This window comes from Streptomyces sp. NBC_00207 (assembly GCF_045160965.1).
GTDB lineage: Bacteria > Actinomycetota > Actinomycetes > Streptomycetales > Streptomycetaceae > Streptomyces.
Map to the genome: position 1 here is coordinate 2,631,276 of NZ_CP130715.1, position 16,421 is coordinate 2,647,696.

General features: G+C 72.4%; 12 protein-coding genes. 8 read left to right on the forward strand and 4 right to left on the reverse strand.

Features of this window, described 5'->3' with window-relative positions:
* Positions 1–211 precede the first annotated feature (211 nt).
* The 3 genes from OG472_RS12620 to OG472_RS12630 all read right to left on the reverse strand — a co-directional run bounded on the left by OG472_RS12620 (position 212) and on the right by OG472_RS12630 (position 3,844).
* On the reverse strand, positions 212–634 hold the full coding sequence (locus tag OG472_RS12620) for a hypothetical protein (RefSeq protein WP_405829493.1): 423 nt from the start codon (positions 632–634) through the stop codon (positions 212–214).
* Positions 635–700: 66 nt separating this feature from the next.
* On the reverse strand, positions 701–2,359 hold the full coding sequence (locus OG472_RS12625) for an amidohydrolase (protein WP_405829495.1): 1,659 nt from the start codon (positions 2,357–2,359) through the stop codon (positions 701–703).
* 87 nt (positions 2,360–2,446) lie between these two features.
* Complete coding sequence (locus OG472_RS12630; RefSeq protein WP_405829497.1) at positions 2,447–3,844, reverse strand: purine-cytosine permease family protein; 1,398 nt, start codon at positions 3,842–3,844, stop codon at positions 2,447–2,449.
* Positions 3,845–4,031: 187 nt separating this feature from the next.
* Here OG472_RS12630 and OG472_RS12635 point away from each other — a divergent pair, with 187 nt between their 5' ends.
* Together OG472_RS12635 and OG472_RS12640 are read left to right on the forward strand one after the other, a co-directional pair.
* Positions 4,032–4,586: a TetR/AcrR family transcriptional regulator gene (locus OG472_RS12635; RefSeq protein ID WP_401609664.1), complete on the forward strand. Its 555-nt coding sequence runs from the start codon at positions 4,032–4,034 to the stop codon at positions 4,584–4,586.
* 331 nt (positions 4,587–4,917) lie between these two features.
* Positions 4,918–5,820, forward strand: a complete 903-nt coding sequence (locus OG472_RS12640; protein WP_401609014.1) for an alpha/beta fold hydrolase — start codon at positions 4,918–4,920, stop codon at positions 5,818–5,820.
* On the opposite strand, the gene OG472_RS12645 is transcribed toward OG472_RS12640, so the two are convergent.
* Positions 5,817–6,395, reverse strand: a complete 579-nt coding sequence (locus OG472_RS12645; RefSeq protein WP_405829499.1) for an NADPH-dependent FMN reductase — start codon at positions 6,393–6,395, stop codon at positions 5,817–5,819. The two genes, OG472_RS12640 and OG472_RS12645, sit on opposite strands and share 4 nt — an antisense overlap.
* Positions 6,396–6,710: 315 nt before the next feature.
* On the opposite strand from OG472_RS12645, the gene fxsA reads away from it, so the two are divergent.
* The 6 genes from fxsA to OG472_RS12675 all read left to right on the forward strand — a co-directional run bounded on the left by fxsA (position 6,711) and on the right by OG472_RS12675 (position 16,405).
* Positions 6,711–6,875 carry an FxSxx-COOH cyclophane-containing RiPP peptide gene (gene fxsA / locus OG472_RS12650; protein ID WP_319727240.1) on the forward strand — a complete coding sequence of 55 codons (165 nt, stop codon included), beginning with the start codon at positions 6,711–6,713 and terminating at the stop codon, positions 6,873–6,875.
* 29 nt (positions 6,876–6,904) lie between these two features.
* Positions 6,905–9,157, forward strand: a complete 2,253-nt coding sequence (fxsBH, locus tag OG472_RS12655; protein WP_401609008.1) for a radical SAM/SPASM protein FxsBH, inactivated beta-hydroxylase extension form — start codon at positions 6,905–6,907, stop codon at positions 9,155–9,157.
* Complete coding sequence (locus tag OG472_RS12660; RefSeq protein ID WP_401609006.1) at positions 9,154–9,990, forward strand: aminoglycoside N(3)-acetyltransferase; 837 nt, start codon at positions 9,154–9,156, stop codon at positions 9,988–9,990. The genes fxsBH and OG472_RS12660 overlap by 4 nt, the downstream gene beginning before the upstream one ends.
* 92 nt (positions 9,991–10,082) lie before the next feature.
* Positions 10,083–11,450, forward strand: a complete 1,368-nt coding sequence (locus OG472_RS12665; RefSeq protein ID WP_405829500.1) for a TIR-like protein FxsC — start codon at positions 10,083–10,085, stop codon at positions 11,448–11,450.
* A complete protein-coding gene (fxsT, locus tag OG472_RS12670) occupies positions 11,434–15,426 on the forward strand; it encodes an FxSxx-COOH system tetratricopeptide repeat protein (RefSeq protein WP_405829501.1) in 3,993 nt (1,330 codons plus the stop codon). The genes OG472_RS12665 and fxsT overlap by 17 nt, the downstream gene beginning before the upstream one ends.
* 82 nt (positions 15,427–15,508) lie before the next feature.
* Positions 15,509–16,405 (forward strand): DUF4231 domain-containing protein, encoded by an 897-nt coding sequence (locus tag OG472_RS12675; RefSeq protein WP_401608999.1) that lies wholly within the window; start codon positions 15,509–15,511, stop codon positions 16,403–16,405.
* Positions 16,406–16,421: the final 16 nt, after the last annotated feature.

Consider the following 16,421-nt stretch of genomic DNA (forward strand, 5'->3'; position numbering starts at 1 on the left):
GTTCCGGGGCGTCTCCTCGGGCGCCGAACGTGGCGGGGGGTCGGAGGGCCGGGGCACCTTGCGTTCGGCGCCCTGCGGGGAGCGCCCCTGCACACACCCGACCCGTCGGGAGGCAGCGCGCGGGCCGGTGCCGGGAATCGCCGCCCCCTTGGACACTGCGTTCCGGCCGGCGAGGCCACCGGCCCCATCACAACGGGTGGATGCCGGCCGGTCACCAGTCCGCCGGGTCCGGGACCCCGAGCAGCCGGGCCGCGCGCTCGGCCTCGGCGTCGTAGACCTGGAAGTCGATGCGCTGCCCGTCCGGGGCCCGGTACTCCAGCACCCGCATGCCCGGTCGCAGGCTCTCCCGGACGGCCGCCCGGCCGCCCACCGGCAGCGGGACCGCGCCGCGCAGCGGGGCCTTGAACACCGCGCCCGTGCCGTCCGCGCCGGCGCCCAGCTTCCCGTAGCCGAAGAACCGCCGCCGCGCCCCCTGCCGCCACCGTGCCTGGCAGGGGACGGCCACGACGGCGCCGGCGGAGGCGGAGGCGGAGGCGGTGCGTCCGGCCGCCCGGCGGGCCACCGCCCTGCGTGCCAGGGTTCCGGCCAGCAGTGCGACGACTGCGAGCACCACGAACTCGACGAGCGTGACCACGTCCCCCACCTCTCCCCGGGCGGAGCGCCCGTGAGGGATCAGCCTAGGCACACCGGCCGCCGGAACTCAGGTCGTCCGGTGGACGATCTCGCCTGCCACCACCACCGTTTCGGCCACCGTGCCCGGGATCTCGTCGGCCGGGACGGCGAGGATGTCGCGGGAGAGGACCACGAAGTCCGCCACCTTGCCCACCGTGAGCGAACCGCGTTCCGCGTCCAGGAAGTTGGCGTGGGCGGAGCCCATCGTGTAGCCGTGCACCGCCGTGGCCACGTCCACCGTCTCGGCCGGCTGCCAGGCCGGGCCGGCGCCGGACAGGGGGCGGCGCGTCACCGCCGTGTAGATGCCGACCATCGGGTCCATCTCCGCCACGTTCCAGTCGCTGGAGAACGCCAGCACCGCCCCGGCCTCGTGCAGGCTGCGCATCGGCCACGCCTTGTGCCAGCGGCCCTCGCCGACGTTCTCCGCCCAGTCCTGGCCGGGGCCCGCGATCTCCGGTGCGCAGTGCCTGGGCTGCATGCACGCGACCACGCCCAGCTCCGCGAAACGCGGTACGTCCGCCGGGTCCAGGCACTCCACGTGGACCACCTGGTGGCGGGCGTCGCGCGGGCCGTTGGCCGCCCGGGCGTGCTCCACCGCGTCCAGGACGGTCCGGATGCCGCGGTCGCCGGTGGCATGGACGAAGCACTGGAAGCCGCGCGCGTCCAGCTTCGCCAGCAGCTCCGCGAACTCCTCGGCCGGGTAGAAGGTCTCGCCCCGGTGGTGGCCGCAGCCCGCGTACGGCTCCAGCAGCGCGGCCGTGCGCGGCTCCACCACGTCGTCGATGTAGAGCTTGAGCGGGCCGACCCGCAGCCGCTCCCCGGCGTACGTCCGGGCGGCCGCCGCGAAGGCGTCGAGCTCCTCCTCGGTGGTGCCCCGCGGGTGGAAGAGGGCGGCGACGATCCGCGAGCGCAGCCGGCCTTCCGCCCGGGCCCGCTCGTAGAGGGCGAGGTCGTCGAGGGAGTTCTGCGGCTCGACCACCGTGGTGATGCCGAAGCCGATCGCGTCGTCGAGGCTCTTGGCGAGCCGCCCGTACTGCCGGTCCGGCGAGGCCCACGGGACGCCCAGGTCGCGCAGCGCCCGGTGGCCGTCGCGCGAGAGGCCCTTGATGGCGAAGTCCTTGACGAATCCGGTGGGTTCGCCGGTCTGCGGGTCCACCGCCGCCGTGCCGAAGGGGAGGTCCGTGCGGTCCCGCGAGACTCCCAGCCGCCGCATGGCCGCCGTGTTCAGCCAGGCCGTGTGCACGTCGTACGAGAGCACGATCGCGGGGGTGTCCCCGGTGACGGGGTCCAGGTCGGCGGCGCACGGCATCCGGCCGTCCGGGATCGCGGAGTAGTCGAAGGCCTCGGCCTCGATCCACTCCGCGTCCGGGTTGGCCTCCCGCCAGGCCAGGATCCGCTCGTGGATGCCCTCCAGGGTCCGTACCCCGGCGAGCTGCACGCAGGCGTCGTCCGAGCCGAGCCGGACGTGGTTGTGGGCGTCGATGAAACCGGGGAGCACCAGCTTCCCGCCCGCGTCGACCCGCTCGGTGTCCGGGCCGGCCCAGGCGGCGGCCTCGTGGTCCGGGCCGAGCCAGACGATCCGGCCGTCGTGCACGGCGAGGGCCTCGGCCTCGGGCAGGTCCGGGTCCACGGTGTGGATGCGGGCTCCGGTGAGCAGCAGGTCGGCGGGGAAGGGGTGGCGTGCCATGTGGGGGTGCTCCATTGCGTGTGACGTGTCGTGCGGGCGGCCGGTCGGGGCAGGGAGCCGGTCGGGGCCGCTGGTCAGGGCGTCCGGTCAGGCGGCCGGGGCGTACGCCGGTACCCGGCGCCGGGTGAGGGCCCAGTAGGCGAGTCCGGAGACGACCGAGCCGAGGAGGGTGAGGTCGGCGCCGCCGAGCGGGGCGACCAGTGGCCCGGTCCACAGTTCGGAGTCGCAGGTCAGGGCGGCGAAGGCCATGCCGGCGAGCAGGGCGGCCATGCCGGCCGGGTGGTAGCCGGAGCGGTACCAGTAGGCGCCGGCACTGCCCGCGTGCAGCGCGTCGGAGTCGTAGCGGCAGCGGCGCAGCAGCATGTCGGCGAGGAAGACCCCGCCCCAGGGGGCGAAGACGATGATCAGGAGGGAGAGGAAGGAGAGCAGGGAGGTGGTGAAGTCGGCGAGGAAGAGGGCGGCCAGCGAGCCGGCGGCCGTGACGGCGGCGCTGATGACGATGGCCCGGGCGCGGCTCCACGGGATGCCGAGGACCTGGAGGTTCAGGCTGGAGGAGTAGAGCGTGATGATCGAGTTGGTGACCGAGCCGCCGAGTACGAGGGCCAGGAACAGCGGCTGGAACCAGCCGGGCAGCAGGCTCTCGGCCCCGGCGACCGCGTCGGTCATGTCGGTCTGGGTGGCGGCGGCGACGCCGGCGACGCCGAGGGCCACGGAGGACACGAAGCCGCCGAGCGCACCCATCCACGTGATGGACCGCAGCGAGGTGGTCCGGGGCAGGTAGCGGGTGTAGTCGGCGGGCATCGGCACGTACGAGAACGGCCCGGCGAACATGACCACGAAGGCGAGGCTCCAGCCGGACAGCCCGGGGGCGGTGGCCGCGGCGGCGGTGTCGGCGGTGTCGGCGCCGGGCAGGACGAAGAGCAGCAGGACGCCGAAGCCCGCGGCGAGGACGTAGGCCATCCAGCGTTCGGCGAACTGCACGGTGGCGTGGCCCCACATCGCGACGGCGAAGGTCAGCGCGAGGGTGATGAGCAGGGCCACGGCGCGGCCGGCCGTGCCGCCCTGCCAGCCGATCTCGGCGAAGAAGACCTCCAGGGCGAGGGTGCCGACCACGGTGTTGACGATGGTGTAGCCGATGCTCACCACCCAGTTGAGGACGCCGGCCGGGAAGTTGCCGCGCACGCCGAAGGCGGCGCGGGAGATGACGAGGGTGGCGGTGCCGGTGCGGATGCCGCTGAGTCCGGCGGCGCTGATGGCGAAGAAGGACAGTCCGCCGATCACGACCACGGCGGTGGCCTGCCAGAAGGAGAGTCCGAAGGCGACGGCCAGGGCGCCGTTGATCACGTAGGTGAAGGTGAGGTTGGAGCCGAACCAGAGCCAGAAGAGGTCCTTGGCACTGCCGTGGCGCTCCGCGTCGGGAATGGGATCGATCCCGTGCGTCTCGACCCGGAACACCTCGTCGACGTCGGCTGTCTGCTGCGCCATGCTGCACCTCTGATCTTGAACGTCGTTCTAAGTTCTTGAATGGCATTCAAGATGAGGGTGGGACCCCACCCGCGTCAAGACCCCGTCCGGGATAAGGTCGGGCCAGGTGAGACGGAGGGCGGGAGCGGTGACGCGAGCGGGAGCGGGGGCGGCACGGCGGCGCGACGGGCGGATCGCCCAGGAGCGGATGCTGGAAGAGGCCATGGCGGCGATCGCGGAGGACGGCCTCGCGGCGCTCACCATGTCGGCGCTGGCCGAGCGGCTCGGCACCAGCGGCGGCCACATCCTGTACTACTTCGGCAGCAAGGACCGGCTCCTGCTGGAGGCGCTGCGCTGGAGCGAGGAGCAGCTCACCGGCGAGCGCCGGGCCCTGCTGGGCCGCAGGGTGACGGCCGCGCGCAAGCTCGACCAGTACCTGGAGCTCTACCTCCCCGAAGGCCCGCGCGACCCGCGCTGGACCCTCTGGATCGAGCTGTGGGCCCGTACCGCCTCCAACGAGCCGCTGAAGGCGGCCCAGGAGGAGATCGACGAGAGCTGGCAGCGGGACCTGGAGGCGCTCCTCGCCAAGGGCGTGGACCAGGGCCGCTTCGCACCCATGGACGTGCCCGGACGGGCCTCGGAGCTGCTCGCCCTGCTGGACGGCCTGAGCACCCGGGTCGTCCTGGGCCAGCGCGGCGCGGACCGGGCCCGGGCCCTGCGGCAGGCCCGCTCGGCGGCCGCCCTGCTGATCCCCGCGCCGTAGCGGGCCCGGCGCATCCGACCCCTTCATTTCGAACCGGACCGACCGCGACCGGCTTTTTCCCTGATAGCGCCATCCGGTGCCCCAATTCGACACCCAAAAGCGGAATCCGCGGTGCCGAAAAGCCCTTTCCGGACAGGCCGAAGGGCCACTCACTCCCGTTCGCGCCCCCGAGACCCCCTACTTGACCTGGGCATATACCAGAGGCCCAAAAGCGCCCACACGCTCGTGAAGGCATTCACAAGAATTTCGCACGAAGTGCGCCCTACCGCGCTCCTCCCCCAGCGAGCACAATCTCGGTGACGACCCGTACCGATCGTGAAGGAGGGAGCGCGTGCGCAATCAGGTGCGCACAGCGGACGGACGCGCCCTGGCCGTGGAGCGCTGGGGCGATCCCGACGGCAAGCCCGTCTTCCTGCTCCACGGCATGCCCGGCAGCCGCCTGGGCCCTGCCCCCCGGGGCATGGTCCTCTACCAGCGCCGCATGCAGCTCATCGCCTACGACAGACCCGGCTACGGCGGCTCCGACCGCCATGTGGGCCGCACCGTCGCCGACGTGGCCCAGGACGTGGCCACCATCGCCGACTCCCTCGGCCTGGACACCTTCGCGGTGGCCGGCCGCTCCGGCGGCGCCGCCGGAGCCCTCGCCTGCGCCGCACTGCTCCCCGACCGGGTCACCCGGACCGCGGGGATGGTCGGCCTCGCCCCCCGGGACGCGGAGGACCTGGACTGGTTCGCCGGGATGGCCGCGTCGAACGTCAAGGAGTACACCACCGCCACCGCCGACCCCGAGGAGCTGGCGGCCCGGCTGATCCCGCGCGCCGACGGCATCCGCAAGGATCCCGGCCGGCTGCTGGACGAGTTGCGCCGGGAGCTGACCGCCAACGACCGCATGATCGTCTCGGATGCGGGCCTGCGGTCGATGCTGCTGCGGAACTACCGTGAGGGGCTGCGCCATTCGGCGTACGGCTGGATCGACGACGTCCTCGCCTTCAGCCGCCCCTGGGGCTTCGACCCGGCCGACATCCGCTGCCCGGTGCTGATCTGGCACGGGGAGCTCGACGTGTTCTCCCCCGTGGGCCACTCCCGCTGGCTGGCCCGCCGCATCCCGGGGGCCACGACGGCCATCGAGCCGGCCGCCGCGCACTTCGCGGCCTTCCGCGCGCTGCCCGACGCACTGAACTGGCTGCTGCGCGACCTGCCCGTCCCGCCCCTCAGCGAACAGCAGCCCGCCTAGGCGGCGTCCTGGCCGTCCGGCCCCTCCGGGCGACCCCGGCCGGCCAGTACGCCGAGCACCTCGCCGATGCGCGCCCGGACCTCCGGGTCGGCGATCGTCCCGTCCTGGCCGGACATCCCCCCGGTCACCGGGATCCGCACGCAGGCCTCGTCCACGACCGCGGCGCCGGTGTAGCCGAGGACCGCGCGCAGCGTGGCCTCCGCGCCCTGGCCGCGGCCCGGGGCGGCCGCGTTCACCCAGGCCACGGGCTTGTCGCTGATCTCGGTACCGCCGACCGTCCAGTCCAGGAGGTTCTTGAACGATCCCGGCAGGGTGCCCGCGTACTCCGGGGTGCAGACCAGGATCGCGTCCGCCCCGGCGATCGCGGCGCGCAGCCCGGCCACCGGAGCGGGCAACTGGTCCGTGTCTTCATCGGGGTTGAAGTGCGGCAGCGTCCCCAGTCCGTCGTACAGGACGGTGCGCACGCGGGCCGGAGTCTCGGCGGCGACGGCCTGCGCGGTGCGCAGCATCGCCTCGTTGGAGGAACCGGCGCGCAGACTTCCGGACAGCAGGAGGATCAGGGGCGGCGTGGTCATGCGCCCAACCTACCGAGGCGGGTCGGGCCAGGTCGGCGCCGGGGGGCGGCGCTCGCGCACCCCGGTCGGACCCGGGTGCGGCCGCGGCCGGGTCCCGGTCCGGGTCCGCCGCCCGGAAGAAAAGGATCTTGCCGTCCGGCGAACGGCCGAATAAGCCACGTCGAGAAATACGCCGAGCTTGCTATAGAACGGTTGACCAGGCGTCATGTCTCGGTTGCCAATGGGGTGTGGCCGAGTAAAGTCCACGCTTGACGGCAGCGCGTCGCTGTTGTCATTCACATGCCCATTCCACATGGCTTCCCCAAGGACGGTGTCGTGAACACTTCCGCAACCCCCGCGACCAGCACGGTCAAGGCCCGCCGGGTCCCGCTCGCCAAGATCGACGTCCACACCGCCTCCGCGGCGGCGACGCTCGGTCGCGTGCTGCCGGCTGAATCCGGTCGTCCGGTTCAGGCACCGATCTTCAACTCCGCGCTCTGACACCGAAGTAAGCGCTCTAGACTGGTGGAATGACCGGCCTGATCGCATTTCGCGAGATCGTCCTGAAAGTTCACAGCAGATGCGATCTTGCTTGTGATCATTGCTATGTCTACGAACACGCAGATCAGAGCTGGCGAGCCCGGCCGAAAGTGATCTCCCCCGAGGTAATTTCGCATACCGCGTCGCGGCTCGCCGAACATGCCCGTGACCATGCACTCCCCTCCGTCACGGTGATTCTTCACGGAGGGGAACCCCTGTTGGCGGGCACCGCCCGGCTCCGCCTCGTGTGCGAGGAGTTCAGCCGGGCACTCACCGGAACCGCCGCCCTCGACCTGCGGATCCACACCAACGGCCTGCAGCTCAGCACCCGTTACCTCGACCTCTTCGACGAGTTCGGCGTCCGGGTGGGCATCTCCCTGGACGGGGACCGCGCCGCCAACGACCGCCACCGCCGCTTCGCGGACGGCCGTACGAGCCACCCGCTGGTCCTGGCCGCCGTCGCACTGCTCCGCTCCGAGCCCTACCGCCACCTCTACCAGGGTCTGCTCTGCACCGTGGACGTGGCCAACGACCCCGTGGCCGTACTGGACGCGCTCGTCGAACTCGAGCCCCCACGCGTGGACTTCCTCCTCCCGCACGCCACGTGGGAAACCCCTCCGGTCCGCCCGGACGACGCCCCCGACGCGTACGCGCGCTGGCTCCTGCGGATCTTCGACCACTGGGAGCGCCTCGGCCGCCCGGTACCCGTACGGCTCTTCGAGTCCCTGCTCTCCACCCTGCGCGGCGGCCCCAGCCTCACCGAGTCGCTCGGCCTCGCGCCCACGGACCTCGTCGTCGTCGAGACCGACGGGACCCTGGAGCAGGTGGACTCCCTCAAGAGCGCCTTCGAGGGGGCCGCGGCCACCGGGTTCAACGTCTTCGACCATGCGTTTGACCAGGTCGCAGCCCATCCCGGGGTGCGCGCCCGGCAGCTGGGCCTCGCGGGCGTCAGCGAATCGTGCCGCCGCTGCCCCGTCGTACGTTCGTGCGGCGGCGGGCTCTACACCCACCGCTACCGCGACCGCAACGGCTTCGACAACCCCTCCGTCTACTGCACCGACCTGCGTGAACTCGTGGACGGGGTCGAGGGCCGCACGGCCCTGCGGGAGACCGCGCCGCAGCTCTCCGACCCGGCCGAACTCGCCCGTTCCCAGGAGGAGCTGACCCGGATCCTGCTGGCCCGGCTCCACGCGGACCTCGGCGCGGAACCCGGCTGGGCGCGCGCCTGGGAGCTGCTGGCCGCCGTGGAACAGGCCGGGGAGGCGGGCGCGGACGCGCTGGACGCCGTACTGGACCACCCGTTCACCCGCACCTGGGTGCTGGCGGCCCTGGACGCCGCCCGGGAGGGCCGGCAAGACGGTCCGGAGGCGGCCCGCAGGCTGACCGCGCTGGCCGTCGCGGCCGTCCTGCGCGGCGGACTGGACCTGCCCGCCGAGGTGGCCTACCGGGACGGCGAGGTGTACCTGCCGACCCTGGGGCTGCTGCGGCTCGGGGAGCCCGGCACGGAGGGCCGGGCCGCCCTGCACGTCACCGACGAGGGGTACGCCGTACGGGACGGGCGCACCGAGCACCGCTTCGGGCCGACCGCGGGCGACGCGCGCTGGCAGCCCGTGCGCACCTGGTCGCCCGGGCCGGATGCGGCCCCGGTGGCGCTGGAGGACCTCGACCCGTACCGCAACTGCTTCCCCCGCCCGCCCAGGCTCCGGCTCGGCACCGGCGAGGCCGAGGAGTGGCGGGGCAGGCTGGACCGGGCGTGGGCCCTGCTGCACAAGGCGGTGCCGGAGTTCGCCCGGGCGGCGGCCGCCGGGCTGACCACCCTGACCCCGCTGGCGGGCGGCCCGCGGGCCGGCGGCTGGGGCGAGGCGGGCCGGCACGGGCCGGGGGCGCTCGGGGTGCCGTACGCGGCGGGGGTGCGGGAGACCGCGCTCGCGCTGCTGACCGGGCGGCGGCGGACCCGGCTGCGGGCCCTGACCGAGGTGGCCGACCTGTACGCACTGGACGGGGAGTGGCAGCACCCCTCGCCGTGGCGGGAGCGCCCGGTCCCGGTGTCGCGGCTGCTGGCCGACGTGCACGAGCGGGTGGCGGTGGAGGCGTACCGGCGGGCCACCGCGGCGCCCGAGCCGGGCGGCTCGGACCGCATCCACCGGGCGCTGGACCGCCTCTCGGAGGCGGCCGAGTTGACCACCACCGGCAAGCGCCTCGTGGCGGAGCTCCGCTACGAACTGAAGGCGGTCGACGCGTGAGCGCCCCGTCCCGGTCCCCGGCCCCCGCCGGCCCGGGCCGGGCCGCCGGCACGCTGCAGCTGGCCGTGCAGCTGCGGCTGCTGGGGGTCCGCCCCGGGATGCGGCTCCTGGTGCACGCCTCCCTCGGCGGCACCGGCCTGCGCGCCGAGCAGCTGCGCGACGCCCTCACGGGGGTCCTCGGTCCGCGCGGCACCCTGGTGGTCCCCGCGTTCACCCCGGCGAACTCCAAGACCTCCAGCGCCCACCTGGAGCGGATCGCCGGCCTGGACGAGTCCGGGGTGCGGGCCTTCCGCGAGCGGATGCCCGCATTCGATCCGGCGAGCACCCCGAGCCAGGGCATGGGCTCCCTCGCCGAGGCCGTCCGCACCACGCCGGGCGCCGCGCGCAGCGCCCACCCGCAGACCTCTTTCGCCGCCCTCGGCGCGGACGCGGAGCGGCTCTGCTCCGGGCACCGCATCGAGAGCCACCTGGGTGAGGAGTCGCCGCTGGGGAAGTTGTGCTGGGAGGGCGGTCAGGTACTCATGATCAATGTGGGGTTTTCGGTCTGCACGGCTTTCCATCTCGCGGAGTATCGAATTCCGAAGCCCCCCTTGCGCATGTACGAGTGTGTGGTGAAGGTGAACCTTCCGGGGCGGCAAGGGAGTCGGCAGGAAGGGGCGTGGACCGCCTACGAGGACGTCGCGCTGGACGACGGCGATTTCGCGGAGATCGGCAGGACGTTCCCGGATTCCCGGGTGCGCAGGGGGCGGGTGGGAGGGGCGGCGACCATGCTCTTCTCCCTCCCGGATGCCGTCGACCACGCCCTTGAGTGGATGACCGAAAACAGACGCTGATTGACTGAACGATGAGGGGATGTGGCGAAGCAGCTCCGGAATGATGTTTCTTCGCTCGCAGCTTCGGGACGGGGGGCGTGTTGCCCGCATCAGTGCAGCCATATTTTTTTCTCAGTTATGCGCATACACCGAGATTCGGGGCCGGGGGGCCCGACCCCGACATGTGGGTGGAGCGCCTCTTCCGCGATCTCTGCGGCCACGTCATGGCGCTGACGGATCTGCCCGCCGGCGCCGAAGCCGGGTTCATGGACCGGGAGATACGCAGCGGCGAGGGCTGGTCGGAACGGCTCGGGGCGGCGCTCGCCACCTGCCGGGTCTTCGTGCCCCTGTTCTCGCCGCGGTACTTCGCCAGTGAGATGTGCGGAAAGGAATGGTTCGCCTTCGCGCACCGCGCGATCCAGCACGGCGCGGCGAGCAACGAGCGCGCCGAGGCCATCGTGCCCGCGTTATGGGTGCCGGTCCCACCGTCCCAACTGCCCGGTCCTGCCGAGCGGTTGCAGTTCAACCACAACACCTTCGGCGAGCGCTACGTCACCGACGGCCTGTACGGGCTGATCAAACTGCGCGGATACGCCGAGCAGTACGAGCGGGCCGTCTACGAACTGGCCCGGCGCATCGTCCGGGTCGCCGAGACCGTCCGTCTCGATCCCGTCCGCCCCATGGACTACCGGGTGGTGCCCAGCGCCTTCGGCCCCTCCGGCAGTTCCGGCGGCGCCGGCAGCGGCCCCGCCCGCACCCTCCACGTGACCGTGGCGGCCGGCTCCCGGCACGACCTGCCGGATGGCCGGAGCCCGGAGTACTACGGGGAGAGCGCCCTGGACTGGAATCCGTACCATCCGGTGTCCCAGCGCCCGATCGCGTACGTCGCCGAGGACGTGATCAAGAACCTCAACTACCAGACGACCATGTCCTCCTTCGACGACGAGGCCGGGCACTTCGACAGCAAGCAGCCGCCGACCCGGCCGGAGATCCTGATCGTCGACCGCTGGGTGGTGGAGGACGAGCACCGCCGCCAGCGCCTGGCCGCCTTCGACCAGGAGTCGCGCCCGTGGATCAACGTGGTCGTGCCGTGGAACCGCTACGACCACCAGAGCCGCGCGAAGGAGGCCGAGCTGGCCCGGCGGCTGGAGGAGACCCTGCCCGTCAAGATGGGCCAGGGCCGGGCCGCCTGCCGGGCGGCCGCGAACGGCGTGGCCAACATGGAGACCCTAGGACAGATCCTGCCCCAGGTGGTCGAGGCCGCCGCCCAGCAGTTCCTCAGACACGCCCAGGTCTACCTGCCGGCCGGCAACACCCACACCGAACGCCCGCGACTGCTCGGGCCGATGGGGATGAGCGAGCCGCCCGCACCGCCCGCGGCTCCCTTCCCGCCCGACGCCTACAACGCGTACGACGCCCACATCGACGGCAACGACAGCAACGACACCGACCGGGGGGACGCGGATGACAGCGAGTCGTGACAGCAGGGACAGCCGTGACGGACGCATCGTCACCTTCTACTCGTACAAGGGCGGCACGGGCCGCACCATGGCGCTGGCCAACACCGCCTGGATCCTGGCGGCCAACGGCAAGCGGGTCCTCGCCGTGGACTGGGACCTGGAGGCCCCTGGCCTGCACCGCTTCTTCCACCCCTTCCTGGACCCCTCCACGCTCGGGGCCACCACCGGGGTCATCGACCTGATCAGCGAGTACGCCTGGGCCGCGACCAGTCCGGTGCAGCGCGCCGATGACTGGCACAAGGACTACGCGCGGATACAGCCGCACGCCGTCTCGCTGACCCCGGAGACCCTCGGCTGGGAGTTCCCGGACGGCGGCACCCTGGACTTCGTCTCCGCGGGCCGGCAGAACCGCGAGTACTCCGCGACCGTCTCCACCTTCGACTGGGACAACTTCTACGACCGGCTCGGCGGCGGCCTCTTCTTCGACGCGTTACGCGCCGACATGAAGAAGAACTACGACTACGTCCTGATCGACAGCCGCACCGGGCTGTCCGACATCGCGGACATCTGCACCGTGCACCTCCCGGACGTCCTGGTCGACTGTTTCACCCTCTCCGACCAGTCCATCGACGGCGCCGCGTCCGTGGCCCGCCAGATCGACGAGCGGTTCAACGACCGCGGGATCAAGATCTACCCCGTCCCCATGCGCATCGACGAGGGCGAGAAGGAGAAGGCCGACGCGGGCCGGGCCCTGGCCCGGATCAAGTTCGACCGCTTCCCCAATGGTCTCGTCGGGGACGAGCTCACCTCGTACTGGGGTGCGGTGGAGATCCCGTACCGGCCCTACTACGCCTACGAGGAGACCCTGGCCACCTTCGGCGACGAGGCCGGGCTCACCAACTCCCTCCTCTCCGCCTTCGAACGGCTCACCACGGTGGTCACCGAGGGCGAGATCACCTCCATGCCGGTCATCGGCGAGGAGGTCCGCCTGCGGATCAGGGACGCCTTCACCCGGCGCCGCCCGGCCCTGCCCGCCGACCTGTTCCTCTCCTACGTCGCCGAGAACCGGATGTGGGCCGACTGGATCGAGTCGGTGCTCACCCGGGCCGGCTTCCGGGTCGTGCCCAAGGACGTCTCCGCGGAGCGGGCCCCGGTCGCCGCCGGCTCCGGGGACACCCTCGGCGGCGGGACGGGCATCAGCATCGACACCGCCGCCCGGACGGTGGTGCTGCTCTCCACGGCCTACCTGAAGTCCGCCCGGGCCGTGGACGTGTGGGAGCGGGCCGCGGCCGAGGACCCGACCGGGGGCCGCCGCCAGCTGGTGCCGCTGAGGGTGGGCGACGTACGGCTCTCCACGCCCTACATCGACCGCAACCCGGTGGACCTCTTCCGGCTCGACGAGGTGCACGCCACCGCCGCCCTGCTGCGCGCGGTGGAGCGGCCGATGGCGCTGCCCGACAGCGTCGCCAGCGCCTCCCAGCCCGGCCCCCGCTTCCCGGGAACCGTCCCGAAGATCTGGAACGCGCCGCCCCGCAATCCCGGGTTCACCGGGCGCAGCATCGTGCTGGAGCGGATGCGCGACCAGCTCGGCGGCGGCGTGGCCGTGGTGCTGCCGCAGCCGCAGACCCTGTTCGGGCTCGGCGGCGTCGGCAAGACCCAGGTGGCGCTGGAGTACGTGCACCGGTTCATGGCCGACTACGACCTGGTGTGGTGGATCTCCTCGGAGCAGACCGACGAGGTGGTCGCGGCCCTCGCCGAGCTGGCCGTGCGCCTGGGTGCGCAGACCGGCGAGGACATGGCGGCCGCCTCCCAGGAGGCGATCGACCTGCTGCGGCGCGGGGTGCCCTCCTCGCGCTGGCTGCTGGTCTTCGACAACGCGGACGATCCCGAGATGCTCAAGCGGTTCTTCCCGCCGGGCGGCCCGGGGCACGTGCTGGTGACCTCCCGCAACCAGTCCTGGTCGCAGTACGGGGACGCGCTCCCGGTGGACGTGTTCCTGCGCGAGGAGTCCATCGAGCACCTCCAGCGCCGGGCCCCGGGGCTCAGCAAGGACGACGCCGAGCAGGTGGCGGTGGCGGTGGGCGACCTGCCGCTGGCCGTCGAACAGGCAGGTGCCTGGATCGCGGAGACCGCGACTCCGGTGGCCGCGTACATCGAGCAGCTGGCCCAGCAGGCCGCGAGCGTCCTGGCCCTCAACCAGCCGCCCGGCTATCCGGAGCCGGTGGCCGCCACCTGGAACATCTCGATAGAGCGGCTGCAGTCCCGCTCCCCGGCCGCGGTCCGGCTGCTCCAGCTGTGCGCCTTCCTCGCGCCCGAGCCGATCTCCGCGAACCTGCTCTACAGCAAGGAGATGATCGACGCCCTCAAGCCCTACGACTCCTCCCTGCAGGAGAAGCTGGTGCTCGGCCGGGTGATCCGGGAGATCGGCCGGTTCGCGCTGGCCAAGGTCGACCAGGTCAGCAACAGCATCCAGGTGCACCGGCTGGTCCAGGCGGTGATCCGGGCCCAGCTGACCGAGGAGGAGCAGCGGGAGGCCCGGCACGCCGTCCACCGGATCCTGGCCGGCGCCCGGCCGGACGACGACGAGCCGATCGACAACCCGGAGACCTGGCCGCGGTTCAACACCATCTGGTCGCACCTGACCCCGTCCGAGGCCCGGTACTGCAAGGAGCCGGAGACCCGCCGGCTGCTGATCGACCGCGTCCGCTACCTGTGGAAGCGCGGTGACTTCAAGGCCGCGTACGCGCTCGGCGAAGAGCTGCGGGAAGCCTGGAAGGAGATGCTGGGCAACGACGACCTGCAGTACCTGTACCTGCGCTTCCACCTGTCGAACATCCTGCGCTCGCAGGGGCGGTTCGTGGAGGCGAAGGAGCTGGACGAGGTCACCCTGGAGCGCCAGCGGGCCGTGCTGGGCCCCTCGCACCCCCACACGTACATGACCATGAGCGGTCTCGCCAACACCCTGGGCGCGCTCGGCCAGTACACGGAGGCGATGGAGCTGGCGACCGACGCCCACGAGGGCTTCAGCCAGATCTTCCACGAGGCGCACCCGCGCACGCTGGCCGCCGCGAACAACCTGGCGCTGAACCTGCGGCTGGTGGGCCAGTACACCAGAGCCCGTGAGATCGACCAGGAGGTGCACGACCTGCGCACGGAGGTGCTCGGACCGGAGCACCCGTACACCCTGTCCTCCGCGCAGAACCTCGCCCGCGACCTGCGCGAGGTGGGCCGGTACGAGGACTCGGTGCAACTGCTCAGCCGGACCTACGAGACCTACAAGCGGACGCTGGGGCGGGCCTTCCCCGGGACCCTGTCGGCCGCGAAGAACCTGGCGGTGTCGCTGCGCCGGGCGGGCCAGCTGGAGGACGCGCTCCGGCTGACCACGGCCACCCGGGCCCGCTACCGGGCCAAGTACACCTCGGTCAACCCGGACCTGCTGTCCTGCGAGCTCAACCTGGCCTCGGACCTCTTCGCGACCGGGGACCCGGGCGGGGCGCGGGACCTGGCGCAGGAGGTGGTGGACGAGTACATGAAGGTGCCGGGCGAGCGGCACCCGTACACCCTGGCTGCCGTCAACAACCTGGCGGTCTTCCACTGGGGCACGGGCGCGGCGGAGACGGCGGAGACGATGCAGCGGCAGACGATCCGGCTGATGCGGGACGTCCTCGGCGACAACCATCCGCACACGGTCTTCGCCCACCTCAACCTGGCCAACACCCGGGCCGATCTGGGCGATCCGGAAGGCGCCCTGGAGCTGGAGCGGCTCGCCGTGATGCGGCTGCGCGAGGCTCTCGGGGGGCACCATCCCGAGACCCTGGCGGCCGGCTCCAACATGGCGGTCAGCCTGGACTCGCTGGGCCGCAAGGAGGAGGCGGCCCGGCTGCGGGCGGAGGCGGTGTCCGAGCTGAGCCGGCTCCTCGGCGAGGACCACAGCCTGACCCGGTACGCCCGGGACGAGCGGCGGATCCACCGCGATCTGGAGCCTCTCGCCGTGTGATTCCACGGAGGGCGGCGGGCGCCCGCGACAGCGGGCTCCGCCGCCCGCCACCCGACAGCAGGGGGGCGCTGTGACCGACAGCATGACTTTCCGAAACGAGGACCTGCCGGCCCTCTTCCACCACACCGACCAGGCGGCCATCTCCCGGCAGCGGGAGTCCACCCAGGCCACCCGCGCCCAGCTGATGCTGCTCGTGGCCGCCGCGGGGGCCGCGGCACTGCCCTCGGGGCCGAAGCTGGGCTCGCTGTACCTCTTCGGGCTGCTGAGCGTGCTCGCGTACGCGGGAGTGCTGGGCGTGGGCATGCGGGCGACCAGGCGCCGGGCGCGCCCGCAGTGGCAGCTCAACCGCAGCGCGGCGGAGTTCATCAAGTCCCTGGCCTGGCGGTACGCCGTGCACGGGGCGCCGTTCGGCAGCGAGGTCGGCGCGCCCGAGGAGACGTACCGGACCCGGCTGGAGGCGGGTCTGGCCGAGCTGCGGAAGATGGGCTGGGAGGATCCGCGGACGGCCGGGACGGTACCGGAGGGCGGGGAGATCACCGGCGCGATGCAGCGGCTGCGCGGGATGGACTACCAGGCGCGGCGGGAGACGTACGTCCGGGACCGGCTGATCGAGCAGCGCAACTGGTACCGGCGGCGGACGGAGGTCTCCCGGCGGGCGACGAACCTGTGGTCGTGGACGATCGTGCTGCTGACCTGCCTGGCCCTGCTGTTCGCGCTGCTGGGGTCGTTCGGGTCGGGTCCGGGGCCGAGGCTGACCGCGCTGCTGAGCGCGGCGGCGGCGGCCGGCATCGCCTGGAACGAGGTGCGCCGCCATCATCCGCTGATCGAGGCGCACACCCTGATCGAGCAGGACCTGGCGGCGATGATGGTCGTGATGCAGACCACCATCACCGAGTCGCAGTGGCCTTCGTCGGTGTACGAGACCGAGCGGTACGTCTCCCCGCAGCACACCGACTGGCTGGCCCGGCACAGCAGTTGAGGCCCCGGCGGTCCGT

Coding starts and splice junctions, on each gene's coding strand:
- OG472_RS12625 (WP_405829495.1), bottom strand. CDS start 2,359: ATGGCACGCCACCCCTTCCCCGCCGACCTGCTGCTCACCGGAGCCCGC.
- OG472_RS12630 (WP_405829497.1), bottom strand. CDS start 3,844: ATGGCGCAGCAGACAGCCGACGTCGACGAGGTGTTCCGGGTCGAGACG.
- OG472_RS12635 (WP_401609664.1), top strand. CDS start 4,032: ATGCTGGAAGAGGCCATGGCGGCGATCGCGGAGGACGGCCTCGCGGCG.
- OG472_RS12645 (WP_405829499.1), bottom strand. CDS start 6,395: ATGACCACGCCGCCCCTGATCCTCCTGCTGTCCGGAAGTCTGCGCGCC.
- fxsBH (WP_401609008.1), top strand. CDS start 6,905: ATGACCGGCCTGATCGCATTTCGCGAGATCGTCCTGAAAGTTCACAGC.
- fxsT (WP_405829501.1), top strand. CDS start 11,434: ATGACAGCGAGTCGTGACAGCAGGGACAGCCGTGACGGACGCATCGTC.
- OG472_RS12675 (WP_401608999.1), top strand. CDS start 15,509: ATGACTTTCCGAAACGAGGACCTGCCGGCCCTCTTCCACCACACCGAC.